This window comes from Streptomyces spinosisporus (assembly GCF_022698145.1).
Classification (GTDB): domain Bacteria; phylum Actinomycetota; class Actinomycetes; order Streptomycetales; family Streptomycetaceae; genus Streptomyces; species Streptomyces spinosisporus.
Window position 1 is genome coordinate 482,719 of sequence record NZ_JALDAX010000002.1, and the last position, 22,690, is coordinate 505,408.

Annotated in this window: 19 protein-coding genes; 4 read left to right on the forward strand and 15 right to left on the reverse strand. The window is 70.7% G+C overall.

The features are described from left to right. Nucleotides 1-47: 47 nt before the first annotated feature. The 10 genes from MQN93_RS07380 to MQN93_RS07425 form a co-directional block, all read right to left on the reverse strand. Nucleotides 48-449 (reverse strand): cytidine deaminase, encoded by a 402-nt coding sequence (locus MQN93_RS07380; protein ID WP_016434821.1) that lies wholly within the window; start codon nt 447-449, stop codon nt 48-50. Further along, the gene (locus MQN93_RS07385; RefSeq protein WP_242708816.1) at nt 446-1,732 is read right to left on the reverse strand and encodes an ABC transporter permease; all 1,287 of its coding nucleotides are present in this window, start codon (nt 1,730-1,732) and stop codon (nt 446-448) included. Before MQN93_RS07385 ends, MQN93_RS07380 begins: the two co-directional genes overlap by 4 nt. Further along, a complete protein-coding gene (locus MQN93_RS07390; RefSeq protein WP_016434819.1) occupies nt 1,732-2,859 on the reverse strand; it encodes an ABC transporter permease in 1,128 nt (375 codons plus the stop codon). Before MQN93_RS07390 ends, MQN93_RS07385 begins: the two co-directional genes overlap by 1 nt. Continuing rightward, complete coding sequence (locus MQN93_RS07395) at nt 2,856-4,391, reverse strand: ABC transporter ATP-binding protein (RefSeq protein WP_242708938.1); 1,536 nt, start codon at nt 4,389-4,391, stop codon at nt 2,856-2,858. Before MQN93_RS07395 ends, MQN93_RS07390 begins: the two co-directional genes overlap by 4 nt. Before the next feature lie 199 nt (nt 4,392-4,590). Further along, nucleotides 4,591-5,649, reverse strand: coding sequence for a BMP family lipoprotein (locus MQN93_RS07400; RefSeq protein WP_016434817.1), 1,059 nt, complete (start codon nt 5,647-5,649; stop codon nt 4,591-4,593). A gap of 286 nt (nt 5,650-5,935) precedes the next feature. Then, a complete protein-coding gene (locus MQN93_RS07405; protein WP_016434816.1) occupies nt 5,936-7,159 on the reverse strand; it encodes a M20 family metallopeptidase in 1,224 nt (407 codons plus the stop codon). A 228-nt stretch (nt 7,160-7,387) separates the two neighbouring features. Then, nucleotides 7,388-8,494: a hypothetical protein gene (locus MQN93_RS07410; protein WP_242708817.1), complete on the reverse strand. Its 1,107-nt coding sequence runs from the start codon at nt 8,492-8,494 to the stop codon at nt 7,388-7,390. Between the two features lie 54 nt (nt 8,495-8,548). After that, nucleotides 8,549-9,490, reverse strand: a complete 942-nt coding sequence (locus MQN93_RS07415) for an N-acetylneuraminate synthase family protein (protein ID WP_242708818.1) — start codon at nt 9,488-9,490, stop codon at nt 8,549-8,551. A gap of 13 nt (nt 9,491-9,503) precedes the next feature. Next, nucleotides 9,504-10,778: an N-acylneuraminate cytidylyltransferase gene (locus tag MQN93_RS07420; protein WP_242708819.1), complete on the reverse strand. Its 1,275-nt coding sequence runs from the start codon at nt 10,776-10,778 to the stop codon at nt 9,504-9,506. Between the two features lie 184 nt (nt 10,779-10,962). Beyond that, nucleotides 10,963-12,309 (reverse strand): DUF6716 putative glycosyltransferase, encoded by a 1,347-nt coding sequence (locus MQN93_RS07425; RefSeq protein WP_242708820.1) that lies wholly within the window; start codon nt 12,307-12,309, stop codon nt 10,963-10,965. A 198-nt stretch (nt 12,310-12,507) separates the two neighbouring features. Between MQN93_RS07425 and MQN93_RS07430 the strand changes: the two genes are divergently transcribed. Further along, the gene (locus MQN93_RS07430) at nt 12,508-13,494 is read left to right on the forward strand and encodes a glycosyltransferase family 2 protein (protein ID WP_016434811.1); all 987 of its coding nucleotides are present in this window, start codon (nt 12,508-12,510) and stop codon (nt 13,492-13,494) included. Continuing rightward, complete coding sequence (locus MQN93_RS07435; protein WP_242708821.1) at nt 13,494-14,843, forward strand: alpha-2,8-polysialyltransferase family protein; 1,350 nt, start codon at nt 13,494-13,496, stop codon at nt 14,841-14,843. The genes MQN93_RS07430 and MQN93_RS07435 overlap by 1 nt, the downstream gene beginning before the upstream one ends. A gap of 189 nt (nt 14,844-15,032) precedes the next feature. On the opposite strand, the gene MQN93_RS07440 is transcribed toward MQN93_RS07435, so the two are convergent. Then, the gene (locus tag MQN93_RS07440; protein ID WP_016434809.1) at nt 15,033-15,680 is read right to left on the reverse strand and encodes a TetR/AcrR family transcriptional regulator; all 648 of its coding nucleotides are present in this window, start codon (nt 15,678-15,680) and stop codon (nt 15,033-15,035) included. Nucleotides 15,681-15,752: 72 nt separating this feature from the next. Between MQN93_RS07440 and MQN93_RS07445 the strand changes: the two genes are divergently transcribed. Continuing rightward, nucleotides 15,753-17,186 carry an FAD-dependent oxidoreductase gene (locus MQN93_RS07445; RefSeq protein ID WP_242708822.1) on the forward strand — a complete coding sequence of 478 codons (1,434 nt, stop codon included), beginning with the start codon at nt 15,753-15,755 and terminating at the stop codon, nt 17,184-17,186. 8 nt (nt 17,187-17,194) lie between these two features. On the opposite strand, the gene MQN93_RS07450 is transcribed toward MQN93_RS07445, so the two are convergent. Both MQN93_RS07450 and MQN93_RS07455 read right to left on the reverse strand, forming a co-directional pair. Next, a complete protein-coding gene (locus MQN93_RS07450; protein ID WP_242708823.1) occupies nt 17,195-17,776 on the reverse strand; it encodes a Uma2 family endonuclease in 582 nt (193 codons plus the stop codon). A gap of 93 nt (nt 17,777-17,869) precedes the next feature. Then, nucleotides 17,870-19,450, reverse strand: a complete 1,581-nt coding sequence (locus MQN93_RS07455; RefSeq protein ID WP_242708824.1) for an acyl-CoA mutase large subunit family protein — start codon at nt 19,448-19,450, stop codon at nt 17,870-17,872. A gap of 170 nt (nt 19,451-19,620) precedes the next feature. Between MQN93_RS07455 and MQN93_RS07460 the strand changes: the two genes are divergently transcribed. Beyond that, nucleotides 19,621-20,460 (forward strand): L,D-transpeptidase family protein, encoded by an 840-nt coding sequence (locus MQN93_RS07460; protein WP_242708825.1) that lies wholly within the window; start codon nt 19,621-19,623, stop codon nt 20,458-20,460. A 249-nt stretch (nt 20,461-20,709) separates the two neighbouring features. On the opposite strand, the gene MQN93_RS07465 is transcribed toward MQN93_RS07460, so the two are convergent. Next, entirely contained in the window at nt 20,710-21,783 is a 1,074-nt protein-coding gene (locus MQN93_RS07465) for a hypothetical protein (RefSeq protein ID WP_242708826.1), read from the reverse strand. Then, entirely contained in the window at nt 21,783-22,445 is a 663-nt protein-coding gene (locus MQN93_RS07470) for an RNA polymerase sigma factor (protein WP_242708827.1), read from the reverse strand. Before MQN93_RS07470 ends, MQN93_RS07465 begins: the two co-directional genes overlap by 1 nt. Nucleotides 22,446-22,690 lie beyond the last annotated feature (245 nt).

Consider the following 22,690-nt stretch of genomic DNA (forward strand, 5'->3'; position numbering starts at 1 on the left):
GTACGGCCCCTCCGAGCGATGCGCACGTCGGAGAGGCCGCACGGGAGTCACTGCGTGAGATGGTCCGGGCCGAAGGCCTGGGGCAGCATCTCCGAGAGGGGGAGGATCCCCGCCGGGGTCTCCAGCAGGAGGTCCGGGCCCCCGAACTCGTAGAGCAGCTGGCGGCAGCGGCCGCACGGGACCAGGATCTCGCCCCGTCCGTCCACGCACGTGAAGTGCGTGAGGCGGCCGCCGCCGGTGCGCTGCAGCTGCGAGACGAGCCCGCACTCGGCGCACAGGCCAAGGCCGTAGGAGGCGTTCTCGACGTTGCAGCCGGAGACGGTGCGGCCGTCGTCGACCAGGGCGGCGACCCCGACGGGGTAGCCCGAGTAGGGGACGTACGCGTGCGTCATGGCCTCGCGGGCCTCGGCGCGTAGCGCCTCCCAGTCGACGGCGGCCTGCTCGGTCACTTGCCCTGGCCCTTCCGGTAGCGCATGCCGTCCGCCTTGGGCATCCGCAGGCGCTGCGCGGACAGCGACAGCACGAGCAGCGTGACGACGTACGGGGTGGCGCCCACGAAGTCGCCCGGGACCTCGTCGGTGGTCAGGTACCAGATGAGGACCAGTACGGCGATGACGGCGCTGGTGGCGGCCTGCCACATCGCCCTCCTGTACAGCTTCCAGCCGGCCAGGCCCACCAGCAGCACGAACAGCAGGAGCAGCAGGGCGTGGACGGTCTCGCCGCCGTTGCGCAACTGCAGCGCGTCGGAGTAGCCGAACAGGCCCGCGCCCATGGCGAGACCGCCGGGCCGCCAGTTGCCGAAGATCATGGCCGCGAGGCCGATGTATCCGCGCCCGCCGGTCTGGTTCTCCAGGTACGTGTGCGAGGTGACCAGCGCGAGGAAGGCGCCGCCGAGGCCGGCCAGACCGCCGGAGATGGCGACGGCCAGGTACTTGTAGCGGTAGACGTTGACGCCGAGGGACTCCGCGGCGATCGGGTTCTCGCCGCAGGAGCGCAGGCGCAGTCCGAACGAGGTGCGCCACAGCACCCACCAGCTGGCGATGAACAGCACCACGGCCAGGATCGTCACCACGGACAGGTCGGTGACCAGGCCGCCGAGGATGCCGGCGATGTCGGAGATCACGAACCAGTGGTGCTTCTCGACGGAGTGCAGCGCGTCCGAGAGCCCGGGGATGTCGAAGTTGGGCAGCGAGTCCACCGGCGGGGACTGCTTGGGGTTGCCGCCCTTCGCGGCCGCCTCGCCGTCCGAGAAGAAGAGCTTGGCGAGGTACTGGGTGGCGCCCAGTGCGAGCAGGTTGACCGCGACACCGGAGACGATGTGGTCGACGCCGAAGGTGATGGTGGCGATCGCGTGCACCAGGCCGCCGAGGACACCGAAGCCGATGCCGCACAGCAGGCCGAGCCAGGCGCTGGTCTGCCAGCCGATCCAGCCGGCCCCGAAGGTGCCGAGGATCATCATGCCCTCGAGGCCGATGTTGACCACGCCGGACCGCTCGGACCACAGGCCCGCGAGACCGGCGAGACCGATCGGCACGGCGAGGCCCAGCGCGGCGGAGATCTGCCCCTCGGAGGTGAGCTGGTCGGCGCCGGTGATGATGCGGACCAGGGCCACCAGGATCAGACCGGCCGCGAGGATGGTGAGGATGCGGCCGAGCGAGCGGCCCGCGCCGGGGCGCCCGGAGTCCGCCTTGGGTGCCGCGGGCGGCGGCGTGTCGGTCATCGTGGCAGTCATCACGCCACCTCCTGCTTCTTCGTCGGGGCGGCGGCCTGGGCGGCGAGCTCGGCGCCGACCCGCTGCTGCTGGCGTTTGAGGCCGTAGCGGCGTACGACCTCGTAGGCGATGACGACGCACAGGACGATGACGCCCTGGATGACGCCGAGGATCTCCTTGTCGTAGCCCTGGAACTCCAGATGGTTGGTGGTGCGCTCCAGGAAGCCCCACAGCAGGGCGCCGAGGGCGATGCCCACGGGGTGGTTGCGGCCGAGCAGCGCGATGGCGATGCCGGTGAAGCCGATGCCCGACGGGAAGTCGTTGGAGAACTGGTGGCTGTCGTTGAGCAGGGTCGGCATGCCGATCAGACCGGCCACCGCCCCTGAGATGATCATGCTGGTGGCGACCATCTTCTTCACCGACACACCGCTCGCGGAGGCCGCGCTCTCGGACTGGCCGACGGTGCGCAGGTCGAAGCCGAAGCGGGTGCGGCCCAGCACGAACCAGTAGGCGATGCCGACCAGCACGGCGATGACGATGAAGCCCCACAGCTCACCGGCGGGGCCGGTGTCGAAGGAGAAGAAGTACGAGTCCTTCGGCAGCGGCTCGGTGGAGACGACGGTGCCGCCGCTCTGCAGCTCGGCGAGCTTCCCCGGCTGCAGGAGGTAGGCGATGATCGCGGTGGCGATCGAGTTCAGCATGATGGTCGAGATGACCTCGCTGACGCCTCGGGTCACCTTCAGGACACCGGCGATGGCCGCCCACAGGGCGCCGGTCCCCATGGCGCACAGGATGATCAGCGGGATGGAGATCCAGCCGGGTGTGGTCAGCGCGCCGCCGAGGACGGCGGCGAAGAACGCGGCGATGCGGTACTGGCCGTCGACGCCGATGTTGAACAGGTTCATCCGGAAGCCGATGGCCACCGCGACACCCGCCAGGTAGTACGTCGTCGCCTTGTTCAGGATGTAGACCTGGCTGTCGCTGGCGGTGCCGTAGGTCACCATGTCGCTGAACGCGTCGCCCGGGTTCTTGCCGGTGGCGAGGATGACCAGGGTGGTGACGACGAGCGCGGCGACGATCGCCAGCAGCGGTGCCGCGATGCCGAGGAGCAGCCGCTCCCGGTCGATGCGTTGGGTCAGCTTCTTCATCGGGCGCCGTCCTCGTCGTTCTCTGCGTGCTCCAGGTGGCCGGAGGCCGCACCCGTCATGGCGGAGCCCAGCTCCTCGGGGGTGATGGTGGCGGGGTCGGCGTCGGCGACCAGCCGGCCGCGGTACATCACCCGCAGGGTGTCGGAGAGCCCGATGAGCTCGTCCAGGTCCGCGGAGATCAGCAGCACGGCCAGGCCCTCGCGGCGGGCCTCGCGGATGTGGTCCCAGATCGCGGCCTGCGCGCCGACGTCCACACCGCGGGTGGGGTGGGCGGCGATGAGCAGCTTGGGCGCGTGGCTCATCTCGCGGCCGACGATCAGCTTCTGCTGGTTGCCGCCGGACAGGGAGGCCGCGGTGACCTCGATGCCGGGCGTACGGACGTCGTAGGCCTGGATGATGCGTTCGGTGTCGGCGCGGGCGCCGCCGATGTCGAGCAGCCGGCCGCGGGAGTTGGGCTTCTCGGTGACATGGCCGAGGATGCGGTTCTCCCACAGCGGGGCCTCGAGGAGTAGGCCGTGGCGGTGGCGGTCCTCGGGGATGTAGCCGACGCCGGCCTCGCGGCGGCGGCGGGTCGGGGCGTGCGAGATGTCGGCGCCGTCGAGCGTGATGGAGCCGGCGTCGGGGTCGCGGATCCCGACGATCGCCTCGACCAGCTCGGACTGGCCGTTGCCCTCCACACCGGCGATGCCGAGGACCTCGCCCTTGTGGATGGTGAAGCCGATCTCGTCGAGGATGATCCGCTCGACGCCGTCGAGGTCCGTCTGGCTCAGGTGCAGGCCCGACACCTTCAGCATCGGTACGTCCGTGACCGTGGACTCCTCGGTCTCGGGCGTGGGCAGTTCGCTGCCGACCATCAGCTCGGCGAGCTGCTTGGAGGTGGTATTGCGCGGGTCGACGGTGCCGACGGTGGTGCCGCGCCGGATGACGGTGATCTCGTCGGCGACGGAGAGCACCTCGCCCAGCTTGTGGGAGATGAAGATGACCGTGAGGCCCTCGGCCTTGAGCTCGCGCAGGTTGTCGAAGAGGGCGTCGACCTCCTGCGGCACGAGGACGGCGGTGGGTTCGTCGAGGATGAGGGTCTTGGCGCCGCGGTAGAGGACCTTGAGGATCTCCACGCGCTGGCGGTCGGCGACGCCGAGCTGTTCGAGGAGGACGTCGGGCCGTACGTTCAGCCCGTACGCGTCGGAGATCTCCTTGATCCTGGCGCGGGCGGCGGCGCCGATGCCGTGCAGCTTCTCCGCCCCGAGGACGACGTTCTCCAGGACGGTGAGGTTGTCGGCGAGCATGAAGTGCTGGTGCACCATGCCGATGCCGCGCGCGATGGCGTCTGCGGGGTTGTTGAAGACGACGCGCTCGCCGCTGACCGTGATGGTGCCCTCGTCCGGCTGCTGCATGCCGTAGAGGATCTTCATCAGGGTGGACTTGCCGGCGCCGTTCTCTCCGCAGAGCGCGTGGACGGTGCCCGCGGCGACGGTGATGTCGATGTCGCGGTTGGCCACGACACCCGGGAAGCGTTTGGTGATGCCGCGCAGTTCGACGGCAGCGGGAGGGCTGGACGCGTTGATGGCGCACTCTCCTGGGGGAAAGGGGCTGCATAGGGGAGGGCAGGCGTCGGCGACGCTAGCGCGGCAACTCCATGCTACACGCGTAGAGTTGACACATTGTTATGGCTCGGCGAGGGGGTTGTCACCAGCCCCTTCGCCGAGCCGTGGTCCGGCGGGAACCGTCAGGTCACGGAGCGGTCTTGACCTTGGTGGTGCCGTCGACGATCTTCTTCTTGGCAGCGTCCAGCTTCGGCTGGATGTCGTTGATGAAGCCACCGCTGGTGGCCAGCTTCACGCCGCCCTTGGCGAGCGAGTAGACCTGGTTGCCGGTCAGCGGCTTGCCGTCGTGCACGGACTTGATGAAGTCGTACACACCGACGTCCACGTTCTTGACCATCGAGGTCAGGATCGAGCTCTTGTAGGCGGACAGACCCGGGATGTTGTACTGGTCGGAGTCCACACCGATGGCCCAGGCGCCCTTGACGCCGTGGACGGCCTCGATCGCGCCGTTGCCGGAGGAGCCGGCCGCCGTGTAGATGACGTCCGCGCCCTTGTCGAGCATGCCCTGCGCGGCCTCCTTGCCCTTGTCGGGGCTGGAGAAGCCGGAGAGGTCGGAGCCGTGCGTCAGGTACTGCACGTCGACCTTGACCTTGGCGTTGGTGTCCTTGACGCCCTGGACGTAACCCGCCTCGAACTTCTTGATGAGCGGGGTGTCCACACCGCCGATGAAGCCGACGTGGTCCTTCTTGGTCTTCAGCGCCGCCGCGACACCGGCCAGGTACGAGCCCTGCTCCTCGGTGAAGGTGATGCTGTTGACGTTGTCGCCCTTCACCACCGAGTCGACGATGCCGAAGCTGATCTTCGGGTACTTCGCCGCGACCTTCTGCATCGAGGTGGCGTAGGAGAAGCCGACGCCGACGATGGGGTTGTAGCCGGCGTCCGCCAGGTCGGTCAGGCGCTGCTCGCGGTCGGCCTCGGTGTCGGAGGTCTTGGCGGTCAGCTCCTTGATCGAGCCGCCGAACTCGGACTTGGCCTTGTCGGCGCCACGGGCTGCGGAGTCGTTGAAGGAACGGTCTCCACGGCCGCCGACGTCGAAGGCGAGGCCGATCTTGACGCCCTTGCCGCCACCTGCGGAGGCGGACGAGTCGCTGTCACTGTCGGACGAGGTGCTGCCACACGCGGTGGCAGACAGTGCGAGAGCTGCGGAGGCGATACACGCAGCGGAAAGCTTGGCTACCCGGCGCACGGGAAGGCTCCTTCACCTGACCTGAGCGCCTCGTCGGCGCTTGATGTGAGCACCATGCCAGTGCTCGAGCCGGAACGCCCCGGCGGCGTTGGCTTCGCGGCATCGTAACGCGCGTAGATGTCAGAAAAACACCTCTCGCGAAGCCGTTATCGATTCGAGGCAAACACCGTCTGAACTCGGGACCTTGCGGCCCCGAGCCGATCATTTCGAAGCGTGAACGAATGGCTTACAACCGTGTTGCGCCGGACGGCGGAACGGCCCCCGCAGGGGCCGCCCGGCCGGTGGTTCAGGCGCCCGCCGCGTCCAGCAGGGCCGCCGCCGTGAACAGCTCCACACCCACCGTGATCGCCGACTCGTCGGCGTCGAAGTCGCCCTGGTGCAGGTCGCGCACCGTGCGCTCGCCCGGGGTGCGCACGCCGAGCCGGGCCATGGCGCCGGGCACATGCTCCAGGTACCAGGAGAAGTCCTCGCCGCCGAGGCTCTGCTCGGTGCTCTCCACGGACTGCGCCCCGCGCCGCGCGGTCATGGCGTCGCGCAGCAGGTCGGTCACGTCGGGGTCGTTGACCACCGGCGGGACGCCGCGTACGTAGTTGATCTCCGGCTTGGCGCCGTGCAGGTTGGCGACCTCGTCGATGGCGGCGACGACCATGTCCGGGGCCTGCCGCCAGGCGTCGATGTCGAGGCAGCGCACCGTGCCGGAGAGCTCGGCGTGCTGCGGGATGACGTTCGGGGCGTGCCCGGACTCGATCCGGCCCCAGGTGACGGCGAGCCCGCTGCGGGTGTCCACGCGCCGGCCGACCAGCGCGGGCACGTCGGTGACGACGCGGGCGGCCGCGGTGACCAGGTCGGTGGTGAGGTGGGGGCGCGCCGTGTGGCCGCCGGGGCCGTCCAGGCCGATCTCCAGTCGGTCGCAGGCGGAGGTGATGGCGCCCTGCCGCAGGCCGATGCGCCCGGCGTCCACCCGGGGGTCGCAGTGCACGGCGATCATCCGCCCCACCCCGTCGAGCACCCCGCACTCGATCGCGTCGGCGGCGCCGCCGGGCAGGACCTCCTCGGCCGGCTGGAAGACGAGGCGGACCGGGCGGGGCAGCAGGCCGCGGCGGTGCAGATCGGCGAGCACGAGACCGGCGCCCAGTACGACGGTGGTGTGCACGTCGTGACCGCAGGCGTGGGCCCGGTCGGGCACGGTGGAGCGGTAGGCGCACTCGCTCTTGGTGTCCGGGATGGGCAGGGCGTCGATGTCGGCGCGCAGCCCCAGCATGGGCCGCCCGCCGTCCCACTCACCGATGTCGCACACGAGCCCGGTACCGGTGGCGAGCACCCGCGGCGCAAGGCCTGCCGCCTCCAGGCGGCCCTTGATCGCGGCGGTGGTGCGGAACTCCTGGTTGCCGAGTTCGGGATGCATGTGCAAGTCGCGCCGGAAGGCCACGAGTTCGGCACGCAGCTCCTCGGGCAGCGTGCCGGGGAGCGCGGCTTCCCCGGGAAGGTCGACCTCGGGCTCGAGAGACATCAGTTGCTTCACCCTCTAAAGCGTAGGACGCCGGGGTGGCCAACTGACCCTCGATCAACAAAAGTTCAACCCCTCAGGGGAAGAAAATCTGGCCGCTCGACGCATAGCTGTGAGTAGAGATGGGTAAACCTGTCTTTTCTCTACGCATACCACGCTCGGCAGGGCCACGGCGGTTCTGGTCCACCTGTCGGGACGGGCACTTCTGTACAGCGGCCGGACAGCGGCCGGTCAAGCCGCCGTCACCGCCGACAGCCGGGTCACGTCCCGGGCCGTTCCCGTCACGCCCGACAGGAAGCCCTGGGCCCGGGGAGAGGCGTTCTCCGTCAGCCAGGCGGGGTCGATGTCGCAGACGGCGACGCGGACCTCCGTGCCGGCCAGGGCGAGCGGGAGGGTGTGGACGACCGTGGAGGGGAAGCTGAGGATGGTCGCGCCGACGGGGCCGCGGCGGGCGATCAGCTCCAGCGGCAGGTCGGGGCGGACGATTTCCAGGCCGGTCTCCGTGGCCAGCCGGTGCAGCTTGTCCGTGCTCTCACGGCGGTGGGCGAAGTAGCGGGTGACGCCGTGCGCCTTGGCGAGGGTGCGGACGGCCTCCAGATAGCGGTCGCCGTCGACCACGCCGGTCTCCACCAGCGAGGTGCCCACCATGTCCGCGGTCCTGGTGATCCGGGGCGGGCCGAAGCGGGCCCGGGTCCAGGCGAAGTCGTTCGCCGTCACGGTCACCCCGTCCGGCCGCTCGTCCACCGGCATCGAGGAGAAGACCTCCACGTGCCGCCTGCCGCCGGGGGTCAGCCGGCGGCGGGCCGAGGAGGAGACAGGCGCGAAGACCAGGTCCCGGGCGCCGGGGCGGCCGCCCTTGCGGTGCCAGCGCACCAGGCGCTCCCCGCGGGCGAGCTGGGCGACGAACTCCATCGTGGCCGTGCCGTCGTCGACCACGACGAGGTCACGAGCCCTGGTGATCGTCAGCAGGAGCTGCACGTAGCGGGAGAACGGGTCGCCCATGACGACCCGCCGCGCCCTGCGCAGCATCGGCGTCAGTCCGCCGATGGTCCGGAAGGGGGCGCCCGGACCGCCGCGCGCCTCCTCCCAGCGGACCTCGTAGCCCTCGCCCCGGGCCAGCTCCGCCATCCGGCGCAGCTGGCCACGGGTCATGGGGTCGGTCGGGGACAGCACGACGAGCGTGAGAGTCGGCCGGGTGCCGGTTCCGCGTTCCGCGTCGGGGGCCTCCGGGGCCTCGGTGGCATGGAGGTGCGCCCACTCCAGCACGTTGAGCAGCTGTACCGGGCTCTCGACGAAGGCGAGAGTGTGGGTGCCGGCTGACCCGGCGCGGGGGCTCATCTACGTACGACCGTCCCGTCGTAGAGCGTTACAAGGGTGGGGCGTTGCAGGGGTTCAGACCGCGACCGGCTCGCCCGCGGCGGCGGCGATCTCCGCCTCGGCGACGACGCCCGCGACACGGCGCAGCTTCTTCATGGGGCCGAGCTCGGAGTCGTAGACCTTCTTGACGCCGTCGCCGAGGGAGGCCTCGATGGTGCGGATGTCGCGGACCAGGCGCGTGAGGCCCTGCGGCTCGACGGAGGCGGCCTGGTCGGAGCCCCACATCGCGCGGTCCAGGGTGATGTGGCGCTCCACGAAGGTGGCGCCGAGGGCGACCGCGGCGAGGGTGGTCTGCAGGCCCGTCTCGTGGCCGGAGTAGCCGATCGGGACGTTCGGGTACTCCTGCTGGAGGGTGTTGATCACGCGGAGGTTGAGCTCCTCGGCGACGGACGGGTACGTCGACGTGGCGTGGCACATGAGGATGTTGTCGGAGCCGAGGACCTCGACCGCGTGGCGGATCTGCTTCGGGGTCGACATGCCGGTGGAGAGGATGATCGTGCGGCCCGTCGCACGCATCGCGCGCAGCAGCTCGTCGTCGGTCAGGGACGCGGAGGCGACCTTGTGGGCGGGGACGTCGAACTTCTCCAGGAAGGCGACGGCCTCGGTGTCCCACGGGGAGGCGAACCAGGCGATCCCCTTCTCCTTGCAGTACTCGTCGATCTGGCGGTACTCGTCCTCACCGAACTCCACGCGGTGGCGGTAGTCGATGTAGGTCATCCGGCCCCAGGGGGTGTCGCGCTCGATGTCCCACTGGTCGCGCGGGGTGCAGATCTCGGGGGTGCGCTTCTGGAACTTGACGGCGTCGCAGCCGGCCTCGGCGGCCACGTCGATGAGCTTGAACGCGTTCTCCAGCTCGCCGTTGTGGTTGATGCCGATCTCGCCGCAGATGTAGACCGGCTGGCCCGGTCCGGCGAGGCGCGAGGAGCCGAACTTGCGCAGGCGGGGGTTGGTGCTCATGGCAGAACTGTCCTTACTTGTTTAGGGAGTCGAGAGAGGGGCCGAGGATCCAGCTGGCGATCTCTCGGATCGCGCCGTCGCCACCGGGGACGGTGGTGACCGCACGGGCGGCGCCGCGTACCACGTCGTGGGCGCTCGCGACCGCCACGGGCCAGCCCACGAGGGCGAAGCACGGAAGGTCGTTGACGTCGTTGCCGACGTAGAGCACGCGCTCGGGCGCGATGCCCTGCTCCTCGCACCACTGCTTCAGCGCGAGGTCCTTCCGGTCGATGCCGTGCAGGACCGGGATCTTGAGCTTCCGGGCCCGTGCGGCGACGACCGGGTTCTTCTCCGTGGAGAGGATCAGCATGTTCAGCCCGCTCCTGCGCAGGGCGGCGATGCCGAGGCCGTCCCCGCGGTGCACGGAGACGAACTCCTTTCCGTCGGAGTCGATCAGCACCCGGTCGTCGGTCTGGGTGCCGTCGAAGTCCAGTACGACCGCGTCGATGTCGTCGGCGGTCGGCAGCGAACCGGGGCGGTCCGCGTCGAAGAGGGGGGCCAGCGCGCGGGCGCGGGCCAGGTCGTGCGGGTCGTCGATCTCCAGCACGCGCGCGGGGTCCGTGCGGACCAGTTCGGTGCGGCCGAAGAAGCGGTGCTGGTGCTTGCGGAAGCCGGCCGCGTCCATGCCGTAGACCGCGCCGGTCTCCAGGAAGTCCTGGGGGCGGTCCTGGCGGCGCGGCCTGAAGGACTTGTCGTGGTTGATGCCGTAGCCGCCGCCGGTGGCCGCGTCGGCCTCCGTGACGCTGCCGGCCGCGTCTGCGTCGTCGGTGTAGTCGGCGTCGCGCCATACGAAGCCGTGGAAGGGGGCCACGGTGTGTGCGGTGTCGGCGCCGTTCTGTACGACGGCTGCGACGACGCCGTCCACGTCCTCGCGGACGATGAAGGGGCTGGTGCACTGCACCAGCAGCACCACGTCCACGGGCGAGCCGTGCAGCGCCTCGTGGGCGTCCATCGCGTGCAGTACGGCCGCCTCGGAGGTCGCCGTGTCACCGGCGATGGCCGCGGGCCGCAGCACGATCTCGGCGCCGGCCTCGCGCGCCGCCGCCGCGATGGCCTGGTCGTCGGTGGACACCACGACATCGGTCACCAGCCGCGACGCCCGGCACTCACGCACCGCCCGCGCCACCAGCGGCACACCACCGACAGGCAGCAGATTCTTCGCGGGCACCCCCTTGGAGCCGCCGCGCGCGGGAATCACCGCGAGCACCCGACGCACCGAAGCGCCCGTTCGTGCCGGGGAGTCAGACATGGATTGCACTCCTTGCGCAGAAGTTCGCAGGGCTTGGGAGGGCGGCGGGGCCGCCCGACAGGGGCGCCGGGCCGCCCCCCCAGGGGCGCGGGGCTGCCTCGATCAGCGGCTCCGCCGCGGGGCGCGACCAGCCCCGACGGCGCCGCGGCCACCCGACGGCCGGAGTCGGCACCACCGATGGCTCTCACAGCTCCCCCATCCGCCGGATGACGGGCGCCACCCGCTGCACCCCGTGCCGGTAGGCACCGCGCGCCGCCCTGCGCACGATCTGCCGGACCGGTCCGGGTTCCTTGTCGGCGGAGGGTGCCCCCGGCAGAACGCTGCCGTCGGGGCCGAGGTGGTGGCGGGCGAGGATGCCGGGGAGGTAGCCGGGTGCGGTCGCGGGTGTGTAGTACGGGGTGAGAGGCGGCAGGCCGCCGGGCTGCGCCAGCAGCTTGGCGATGCGTTCGCGGGCCGCGTCGAAGGCGTACGCGTACGATCCGTCGGCGACCACGCCCTGGCGCGCCACCCAGTCCGGGTCGGGCACGGGCCGGTGTCCGGCGTCGAGTTGGTCCCAGGAGGCGAGGCAGCCCGAGCCGACGAAGTGGTGGTTGCCCAGCGTCTCCCGGATGCCGAGGTCGGTCAGGACGACCGTGGGGATACGGCGGTGCAGGGACTCCAGTGCGGCCGTCGAGCTGATGGTGACCAGCAGGTCGGTGCGGTCCAGGACCTCGCCCATGTTCCCGTACACCAGGCGGAAGTTGGCCGGCGGATCGAGTCGCTGGACCAGCTTCTGGTAGGGCTGCTCCTCGATGTGCGTGGTGTGCTCGCCCGGCCGGGAGCGCAGCTTCAGCAGCACTTCGCGGTCTGGGTGCAACCGTGCGTGCTGGATCAGCCGGTTGAGCAGATAGGTACGGTCCCTGCGGCTGTCCGGGACGGACGGCTGCACGGCGAACACCACGGTGCAGGGGTCGTGTTCACCTTCGTAGGGCGCTCCGTCGAGGAACGGCAGGGCCACCTCGGTCACCGACGCGGCGTCGGCGCCCACACCCTCGTACACGGCACGGAAACGCTCCGCGTCCTGGCGGGAGTTGGCGAGGACGAGGTCCGCGCCGTGCCGCAGGAGCAGTCCGTCGGCGAGCTTCTCGTAGACCACGCCGACATAGCCGGTGACGACGACGGGCCGCTCGGTCCGTCCCTCCCACACCCGCTTCAGGCCGTGCAGCATCGCCTGCACGCCCCCGCCGACGAGCGCGAGCACGACCACGTCGTACGACTCCTCGGCCATGGCCCGCAGGAACTCGACGCTCGTGACCTCCCTGAGCGAGTCGGCGCGCACACCGACCTCCGCCAGCTGGCGGGCGGTCGGGGTCGCCCGCCCGCGCAGCAGGAATCCGCTCAGCTCGAGACCGACTTGCGCGTTCTCGCGGGATACGGCTTCCATGGACGGGCCCGGAGCGATACGAGCCGCGGTCAGCGCACCCCATTTCCAGCGGGTGTCGGAGTCCGCGAGCACGGCGATTCGCGTGGGCTTCGAGGTACTTGGTGGCACGTCGAAGACGCTAGGAAGCAATTCCGAGGAGCGGCCCAACCGCACCTCAACAGACGGTTAACAACAGCCCGCCGAGAGCCGAACTGGCTCGCCGAAGCCCCGGAAGTACAGGCGATGCACCGATCCGACACATTGAGTTCACCCTCTGTACGGATACCGTAAAGTTCCCCCGACGGACGGCCTCCTACGCTTTCTCACGTGCCAAAGCTTTCCGTCATCGTGCCGTTCTACAACGTGCAGCAATACGCCCCGGACACCCTCAGAAGTCTTCGGTTGAACGCTCGACAGGATTTCGAGTTCATCCTGGTCGACGACCATTCCAAGGACGGGACTCCGGCCATTCTCGAACGCGCCGCCGAACAACTCTCGGACGTCGCGCAGGTGCGTTATATCCGCCATGAGAAGAACGGGGGACTCGCCACCGCGCGCAACACCGGCCTGGACGCGGCGCAGGGCGAGTACCTGACGTTCCTGGACGGAGACGACTGGCTGGCCCCCGGCTACTTCGCCGAACTGGTCGGTGCCATCGAGACGTTGGGCTGCGACTTCGTCCGTACCGACCATGTGCAGGCCACCGCACGCGCGCGCAGCGTGCACCGGGTGCCCATCGGGCGCCGCTGGGAGGCCATCGACCCGCGCGCCGCCATCCTGCCCGCCGACCGCAGCACCTCCGTCGACTACGCCTACGCATGGGCCGGCGCCTACCACCGCCGGCTGCTCGACAAGGGCCTGCTGCACTTCACCGACGGTCTGCGCACCGCCGAGGACCGGCCGTGGATCTGGAAGCTGCACCGCGAGGCGGAGTCGTTCGCCGTGCTGAGCCTGCTCGGCGTCTTCTACCGGCGCGGGGTCGCCTCCTCGCTGACCCAGATCGGCGACGTCCGCCAGCTCGACTTCATCCGCGCCTTCGACCAGGTCGTCGAGGAGACCGCGCAGGACCCCGACGCGGACAAGCTGCTGCCGAAGGCCGTGCGGACGTACTGCGCGATCATCGCCCACCACCTCTCCGACGAGGACAAGTGGGAGCCATCCGTGCACCGGCAGCTGCGGGCCATGAGCGCGGCGGCCATCAAGCGCATGCCGCAGGACGCCCTCGGCGACGTGCTCGAGACCATGGACATCCACCGCTCCGCCAAGCTGCGGCGGCTGCGCCGCCGGGCCACGACCGCGAAGGCGGCTGCCTGATGTCGTCCCGTACCACGCGCATCTTCTGCGTCTCGACCCTGTACGGCGCCGCCACGCTCGCCGCCGCGATCGACTCGGGCTGCTTCGGCGAGAAGGACGGCCGGGAGCCGGCCCGCCGGCTGTTGCTGGTCTTCAACAACTCGGCGACGCCGGAGGTCACCCCGCCCGTCGACGAGATGCCGGGCTTTGAACCGCTGCGCGGCCACTTCGACGCCGTCCTGTCCTGGAACGAGGCCATCCGCCCCTTCCACCCCGGCGCCTGGACCCCCCGCTCGGACGACATCCCGCTGTTCGAGCGCTATCTGCGGCTGCTGTGGGACCTGGGCGACGACCGGGTGGAGCTGGTCCTGGAGTCCATCCAGGTGGCCCCCGCGCTGAGCGTGGCCCAGCTGTTCACCGACGCCCCCGTCGACGTCTATGCCGACGGCCTGATGAGCTACGGCCCCACCCGCAACAAGCTCGACCCGCTGGTCGGCACCCGGGTGCGGCGGCTGCTGCACCTGGACCTGGTGCCGGGGCTCACCCCGGTGCTGCTGACCGAGTTCGACGTCCCGGCGCAGGTCCTGCCGACCGAGGCCTTTCTGAAGGTGATGGGCGAACTCACGGCCTCCGTGCGCGAGTTGCCCGCCCTGCCGGACGACTCGGCGCTGCTGCTCGGCCAGTATCTGTCCGCGCTCGGCATCCTCTCCCCCGAGGAGGAGGAGGACCTGCATGTGCGGATGCTGCGCGGGGCGGTCGAGCGGGGCCACCGGGCGATCGTGTTCAAGCCGCACCCCACCGCACCGGCCCGCTACAGCCGCGCCCTGGAGGCGGAGGCGGAGCAGCTCGGCGTCGACCTCACCGTCGTCGACGTGCCGGTCCTCGCCGAGGTGCTGTTCGAGAAGTCGCCGCCCGCACTGGTCGTCGGCTGCTTCTCCACGGCCCTGTTCACGGCGTCCGCCTTCTACGGCCTGCCGGTCGCCCGCCTCGGCACCGAGCCGCTGCTGGACCGGCTGACGCCCTACCAGAACAGCAACCGCGTCCCGGCCGTCCTGGCCGACGGCCTGGTCCCCGACCTGGAGGGCCGCAAGGGCGAGGAGACGATCCCGGCGGACACGCTGGAGGGTCTGATGGCCGCGCTCGGCTACACCATGCAGTCCCAGATCCACCCGGATCTGCGCCCGGCGGCGGAGCGCTATCTCTCCCGGCACCTCACGGCGCGCACCAAGCGGTACTTCAAGCGCAAGCGCCTCACCTCGCTGGGTCTGCCCGGCGGCATCCCGGAGCGGCTGGCCTTCCTGCCGCGCAACTCCACGGCACGGCGGGTGGTCCGCAGGGCACGGGCCATCAAGAAGGCCGTGCAGCGCTGAGCGAATCCCGCAGGGAGCCCAGGTGACGCACGCAGCCGGCACGACGGTGGGGCGGCCTTCGGTCCTTACGACCGCAAGGGCCGCCCCACCGTTTCGGCGTCCACCGTTCTGGCGTCCACCGTCTCGGCGTCCACCGTTCTGGCCTCCACCGTCTCGGCGAGGCGGCTCCTCCGCCGCCGCGTCCTCGTCCTACCTCCCGTAACGCGCCGCGACGCCCGCGATCACCAGCTGCAGGCCCTCCTCGAAGTGCCGGTCGTAGTCCTCGAAGATCTCCGCACCGGCCGCGGCCGAGAGCGGGTACTCGGCCAGCATGCGGGCGCGCTCCTCGATGTCGTAGCCCTCGCGGCGCTCCCCCGGCAGCGGCTCGACGCCCTGCTCCTCGATGACGAAGCCGATCGTGTACGCGTACGCGGTGGAGTTCGCGCGGACCGTCTCGGCCAGGGTGAACCCGGCCGCGGTGAACAGCCGCAGGTTCTCCTCCATCTCCCGGGCGTGGTCGGTCCCGGTGAAGCGTGAGCCGCTGTAGACCCGCGCACCGTCGCGGTAGGCGAGCAGGGCCGCGCGCAGCCCGTGGCAGGACTTGCGCATCCGCTCCTGCCAGGTGTCGTCCGGATCGAGGGCGGCCTCGGCGACCATCCGGCGGTACATCTCCGTCGCCATCTCGTCCAGCAGCGCCTGCTTGTCCTTGAAGTGCCAGTACAGAGCGGGCGCCTTGACGTCCAGCTCCTTGGCGATGGCCCGCAGCGTCAGCCCGTCCAGGCCGGTCTCGTTCAGCAGCTTCAGGGCCGTGTCGGCGACCCGGGTGCGGTCGAGGGGCGCGCGTTTCTCCGTACTCACGCTTGACAGCTTAACAGCGTTAAGGGAATCCTCGGGATCGACAGCACTTAACAGCGTTAAGGAGAGTGGATCATGAGTAATGCCGATGTCGTGATCGTGGGCGCGGGCCCCACCGGGCTGGCCCTGGGCGTCGACCTCGCCCGGCGCGGCGTGGACGCGCTGGTCGTGGAGAAGGCGGACGGGCTGTTCCCGGGCTCACGCGGCAAGGGTCTGCAGCCGCGCACCATGGAGGTCCTGGAGGACCTCGGGGTGCTGGACGCGATCCGCGCGGCCGGGGGGACGTACCCGGTCGGGATGATCTGGAAGGACGGCAAGAAGGTGGGCGAGCACGTGATGCTCGACCCGGAGGAGTTCAAGAACGCGGCCGGCGACTCGGCGTTCTCCGAGCCGTGGATGGTGCCGCAGTGGCGGACGCAGGAGATCCTGTTCGACCGGCTCGTGGAGCTGGGCGGGCGGGTGGAGTTCGGGCGGGAGATCACCGGGCTCGACCAGGACGAGGACGGGGGATATGTGACATTGCACTGCGCGTCCGGCCCCGACCTGCGCGCCCGCTACGTCGTCGCCGCCGACGGCGGCCGCTCGGCCGTCCGGCGCGCGCTCGGCATCGGCATGACCGGCGAGACCGTCGACCCGAACCCGGTCCTGGTCGCCGACGTCCGGATCACCGGCCTGGACCGCGACAACTGGCATGTGTTCCCGCCGAGCAGCGACGACGGCTACCTGGCGATCTGCCCGCTCGCCGGCACCGAGGACTTCCAGCTGGTCGCCCAGTTCCCCGAGGGGACCGCGGTGGACACCTCCCCGGAAGCCGTCCGCAAGGTCGCCGCCGCGCGCTCGCATCTCGCGCCCGAGGACATCACGGAGGTCCGCTGGGCCTCGGAGTTCCGGCCGCGCGCGGCCCTCGCGGACCGCTTCCGCTCCGGGCGGGTCTTCCTCGCCGGGGACGCCGCGCACGTCCACTCCCCCGCCGGCGGCCAGGGCCTCAACACCAGCGTGCAGGACGCGTACAACCTGGGCTGGAAGCTGGGCGCGGTGCTGGCCGACGGGGCTGACCCCACCCTGCTCGACACCTACGAGGAGGAGCGGCGCCCCATCGCCGCACACATGCTCGGCATCTCCACGGGGGTGCACCGCGGCGAGGTGCGGCGCGGGGCGGCGACGATGCAACTGGGGCTGGGATACCGGGAGTCGTCACTGAGCGAGGACTCTCGTCCTACGGCGGACACGGACATGGACGCCGTGGTGCGGGCGGGCGATCGCGCACCGGACACTCGGGTGGAGGGCAAGCGGCTCTTCGAGGCGTTCCAGGGACCGCACTGGACGCTGCTGGCCTTCGGCATGGACGCGCCCGGACTCCCGGAGTCGGTGCGCTGTGTGCAGGGGGCGGCTCAACTGCCGTACGGGAAGGGGCTGTTCCTGATCCGACCGGACGGTTACGTCGGCCTGGCGGGCGACTCGGCGGACGGGATCGAGGAGTACCTCGCGCGGTTCGGCCTGCGCCGGTGATCAGGTGATCAGTCGTCGCCGTCGAGGAGGGTGTCCACGGAGAGTTCGAGGCTGACGCCGACGGACTCGGGGACGGGGACGGACTGGCCTCGCTTGTAGCGGACGGGGTCGGAATACTTGCCGTCGGCGGGGTCGGTGTACAGAAGCGCCTCGTCGTGCTTGCGGTCGGCGATGAGGTAGACGGGGACACCGGCTTGGGCGTAGCACTCGACCTTGGGGCCGAGGTCGTCCGACCAGTTCGACGACGTCACTTCCACGACCATGCGGAAGACGTTCGGCGCGTAGTAGTTCTTCGTGACGTGGGCGTCGCGGAAGTCCTCGTCGACGACAGAGAAGTCGGGAATGGCGAAGTCCTGCGGCAACGTGGGCAGCCAGAGCCCGACACCCTGGACGTACTCGTACCCCGCCCCAACGAGTCCCGCTCGGTCGAAAGCCCTGCCCAGCTTGGTGAGCGACAGAGCGTGCGAACCATCCGGCGGCGGTGTCACAGTGAGCCTCCCCTGGAGAATCTCCACGCGGTGGCCAGGCAGTGCACGGGCGAGCCGGTCGGCAGCCTCGCCCAGGGTCAGCTCCTGCTGCATTACGGCCATGGCGTCCTCCTTTTCGGGGTCCACTCTGCAATGAGCGTAACGGGAGGCCTGCGGGTTCAGCTCGTGATCACTCATACGGAGTAACCGCCCAGCTCAGAACGCATCCGTCGGCACATAAGCCCCCCACACCTCCCGCAACGCCCCGCACACTTCCCCCACCGTCGCCCGTGCCCGCAGCGCGTCCTTCATCGGATACAGGACGTTGTCCTCGCCCATGGCCGCCTTCTTCAGGGCGGCGAGCGCGGCGTCCACGGCCGGCTGGTCGCGCTCGGCGCGCAGTTTCGCGAGCCGCTCCGCCTGCCGGGCCTCGATGGCCGGGTCGACGCGGAGCGGCTCGTACGGCTCCTCCTCGTCCAGCTGGAAGCGGTTGACGCCGACCACGACCCGCTCGCCGGAGTCGGTCTCCTGGGCGATGCGGTAGGCGCTGCGTTCGATCTCGGCCTTCTGGAAGCCCTGCTCGATGGCGCCGACCGCCCCGCCGAGGTCCTCGACCTTGCGCATCAGGTCGAGCGCCGCCGCCTCCACGTCGTCCGTCATCCGCTCGACGACGTACGAACCGGCGAAGGGGTCGACGGTCGCCGTCACGTCCGTCTCGTACGCCAGGACCTGCTGGGTGCGCAGCGCGAGGCGCGCGGACTTGTCGGTGGGCAGGGCGATGGCCTCGTCGAAGGAGTTGGTGTGCAGCGACTGGGTGCCGCCGAGGACGGCGGCGAGGCCCTGCACCGCGACCCGCACCAGATTCACCTCCGGCTGCTGGGCCGTCAGCTGCACCCCGGCCGTCTGCGTGTGGAAGCGCAGCATCATCGACTTGGGGTCCTTCGCGCCGAACTCCTCCCGCATCACCCGGGCCCAGATCCTGCGCGCCGCACGGAACTTGGCGACCTCCTCCAGGACCGTCGTACGCGCCACGAAGAAGAAGGACAGGCGGGGTGCGAAGTCGTCCACGTCCATGCCGGCGGCGACCGCCGTGCGGACGTACTCGATGCCGTCGGCCAGGGTGAAGGCGATCTCCTGCGCGGGGGAGGCGCCCGCCTCCGCCATGTGGTAGCCGGAGATCGAGATCGTGTTCCACTTCGGGATCTCGGCACGGCAGTACCGGAAGATGTCGGCGATCAGCCGGAGCGAGGGCCCCGGCGGGAAGATGTACGTCCCGCGCGCGATGTACTCCTTGAGCACGTCGTTCTGGATCGTGCCGGTGAGCCGGTCGGCGCTCACGCCCTGTTCCTCGGCGACCAGCTGGTACAGCAGGAGCAGCAGGGCGGCCGGGGCGTTGATCGTCATCGACGTCGAGACCTCGCCCAGCGGGATCCCGTCGAACAGCACCCGCATGTCGTCGATCGAGTCGATCGCCACCCCCACCTTGCCGACCTCGCCGTGCGCGAGGGGGGCGTCGGAGTCGTGGCCCATCTGGGTGGGCAGGTCGAAGGCGACCGACAGACCCGTCGTGCCGTGGGCGATCAGCTGCCGGTAGCGGGCGTTGGACTCCGTCGCCGTGCCGAAACCGGCGTACTGGCGCATGGTCCACGGTCGGCCCGTGTACATCGTCGGGTAGACCCCCCGGGTGAAGGGGTACGACCCCGGCTCCCCCAGTTTCTCGGCCGGGTCCCAGCCCGCGAGGTCCAGCGGCCCGTAGACCGGTTCGATGGGCAGTCCGGACTCCGACTCTCGCGCCATGGTGTACCGCCTCCCGCTCGGTGAGGACCGGCGAGGGCCCGGGTGGCACTCTCACCGTCCCGGTCACCACCATGCCCCGCTGTTCGCGGGGAGTCATCCGCGGGCAGCATCTGGGGTGACACGCGGGTCGGTGGGTGAGAACGAGGGGGGTCGTGGTGCGTAATACGGGCATGGGGAGATCGATCGCCGCAGGTGCGGCACTCGCGGCCCTGTTCACCGTGTGCAGCTGTACGGTCCAGGGCACCGACGGCAAGGGCCACTCGCCGGTGCACATAGAGCTGCCGGGCAGCAAGACACCCACCACCCGGTCCGACGACAAACCGGGCAGGGCCGGCCCCACCGACGACGGGCCGAGCGCGCCCCCGTCCAGGGCCGCCGCCCCGGTCCTGTGGTCCCCCGGCGACAGCGGCGACGGCGTCCGGGAACTCCAGGCCCGGCTGCGGCAGGTCGGCTGGCTCTTCGACGGTCCGACCGGGACGTACGACGACCTGACCGAGGACGCGGTCAAGGGGTTCCAGGGCAAGCGCGGGCTGCCGAGGACGGGCGAGACCGACACCGTCACCTGGCAGCGGCTGCGGAAGATGACGCACGAACCCGGCAAGTGGGAGCTGTATCTGATGGGCGGCCAGCCCGCCGGGCCCGCCGATCCGCGGTGTCTGACCGGGCGCGTGCTGTGCATCGACAAGACGAGCCGGACCCTGCGCTGGATGATCGACGGCCGGACCGTCTCGACGATGTCGGTCCGCTTCGGCGCGACGGGCACGCCGACCCGGGAGGGCGTGTTCCAGGTGTACTGGAAGTCCCGGCACCACTGGTCGACGCTCTACGACTCGTCCATGCCGTACGCGATGTTCTTCAGCGGCGGCCAGGCCGTGCACTACTCCTACGACTTCGCCGCCCGCGGCTACGCGGGAGCCTCGCACGGCTGCGTGAACGTCCGGGACGAGGCGGCGATCTCGGATCTCTACGCCCAGGTGAGGAACGGCGACAAGGTCGTCGTGTACGGGTGACGCCGGCGTACGGGTGACGCCGCGAAGGCGGAAGACGTGTGCGGGGCGCGGGCGGGACCGGGGGAACGTGTCCCGCCCGCGCCTAGGTGCACGAGCCGTGGGTACGGGGGGAACCCCGGCTCTGTGCGACGGCCGATGACCAGTCGGCTCACTCAGTACTGCGCGGGGGCGGCCGAAAACGTTACTGGGGTGCCGGGGAAAACTTACGGCACCCCATAACTGCAGGTCAGATGGTGTGGCAGCGGTGTCTCAGAGCGCGCTCGGGCTGGTGCTCGGCGACGGCTCGGGGGAGCTGATCAGCTGCCTGGGCAGCAGGGGGTGGAGCGAGGGCGACACACTCGCACCGCCGATGCTGCCGGGCAGTATGCCGGGGCCGTCGTCGTCACCGCCCTGGTCGCCCTGGTCGCCGCCCGGGCCGCTCTCGTCGCCGGGGCCGCGGGAATCACCCGGGCCGCCGGAACCGTCCTTGGTCCGGTCGTCCCGGTCGTCCGACCGGTCCCTGTCCCTGTCCCTGTCGCGGGTCGCGCCCTCGGTGAGGGCGAGGACGTGCTTGCAGTACTTCCACACGCGCCGCGGGTTGGAGCTGCCCGCCGCGTCCTGAAGGGCCCGTCTGCGGTCGGGGCCCAGCTCCTTGCCGTGGCGCACATCGCTGCAGGCCGCGGGGGCTCCGCTCCACCAGCGGCCGACGTCGCCGCTCCTGTCGTCGTCGGAGCCGGGTCCGACGGAGGCGGCGGCGCCGGGCGGGGCGGCCGGGCCGGTATGGCCGCCGGAGGAGCTGTCGGGGGTGGGCTCGCGCTTGCTGTCGTCGGGCGAGGGCGACACCAGCGGGCGGTTCGGGGTGACCCCGGCCGTGACCGAGGCGCCGGGGCTGGGTCTGTCGTCGCCGAAGGGCCCCAGCACTCCGCTTGTCGCCGCGAAGGCGACCCCGCCGATCATGCCGGCCGTCAGTACGGCCGTCAGCACGTAGCGCGCGGACCGGCCCCGCCGCGGGCGCCGCTCGCGCGAGACGGGTGCGCCGATGCGGATCAGCCCGGCGTGGGACGCCGCGGGCGCCTCGGGGTCCGCGGGTGCCGCGGGGTGCGCGACGGTGTCCTCCCGTGCGGCGCCGGAGGTGGACCGGGCGGCGCGGAAGGCCGCCAACGCGGCGGCCTCACCGGGGAGTTCGATGCTGCTCAGGGCGGGTTCGACGGCCAGCCCGTCGAGGGTCTTGGCGAGCCGCTCGGCCTTGTCGCGGTCGGCCGCGTCGACAGCCTCCAGTGACGCACCGCGCAGCAAAAGCTCCGCTGTTTCGCGGTCCAGCCACCTGTACTGCTCGTCGGCCATCACATGTCCTTCTGCGTCCGCGCTCGCATATGCGTCACACTCGCGGACGTCACCGCGGCATCGCGCGGTTCTCGCTGGGGCGGCAGCCCGTCCAGACCACCGGTCGATTCCGGATCGTCGCCGAGCAGTTCGGCCAGCCGCTTCAGACCGCGGTGGGCCGCCGTGCGGACGGCTCCCGGGCGCTTGCCGAGCGTCTCGGCGGCGGTCTTGGCGTCGAGGCCCACGACCACGCGCAGGACGACGGCCTCGGCCTGGTCCTGCGGCAGGCTGGCGATCAGCGAGAGCGTGCTGTCGGTGGCCAGCGACTCCATGGCCTCGCCCGCGGTGTCGGACTCGGCGGGCCTGCCGGTGAGTTCCGTCTCGTCGCCGCCGATGGCGGGGCGGCGGCCGCGCATGCGGATGTGGTCCAGCGCGCGGTTGCGGGCGATGCGGGCGGCCCAGCCGCGGAAGCGGTCCGCGTCGCCCTCGAAGCGCTCCAGGTCACGGGCTATCTGCAGCCAGGCCTCGGAGGCGACGTCCTCGGCGTCCGGGTCGCCGACCAGCGTCCGGACGTATCCGAGCAGGCGCGGGTGCACCGCGCGGTACACAGTCCGGAACGCGGTCTCGTTCCCGTCCTGTGCCGCAAGCACCGCGGCCGTCAGCTCCGCGTCGTCCCCCAGCACCAGTGGTTCCTCGTTCGGTGGTCGTGGCGTCGAGGCCGCCGATCGTTACGATGATCATCTCGTCTTCCGCGCCCGGCGCGAAAGGCACGTTACGGCCTGAAACCACTGCTCGTCCATGTCCGTACAACGTGCAACCACTTGTGATGGGGTACGTAATGCCTGCGGTGTGACAGAAACCGCACTCATGGCGCTGTAGGAAGTACGGGTCGCCGCGCGGCCCGTGCCGCGCGACGGCCGGGGCCTCT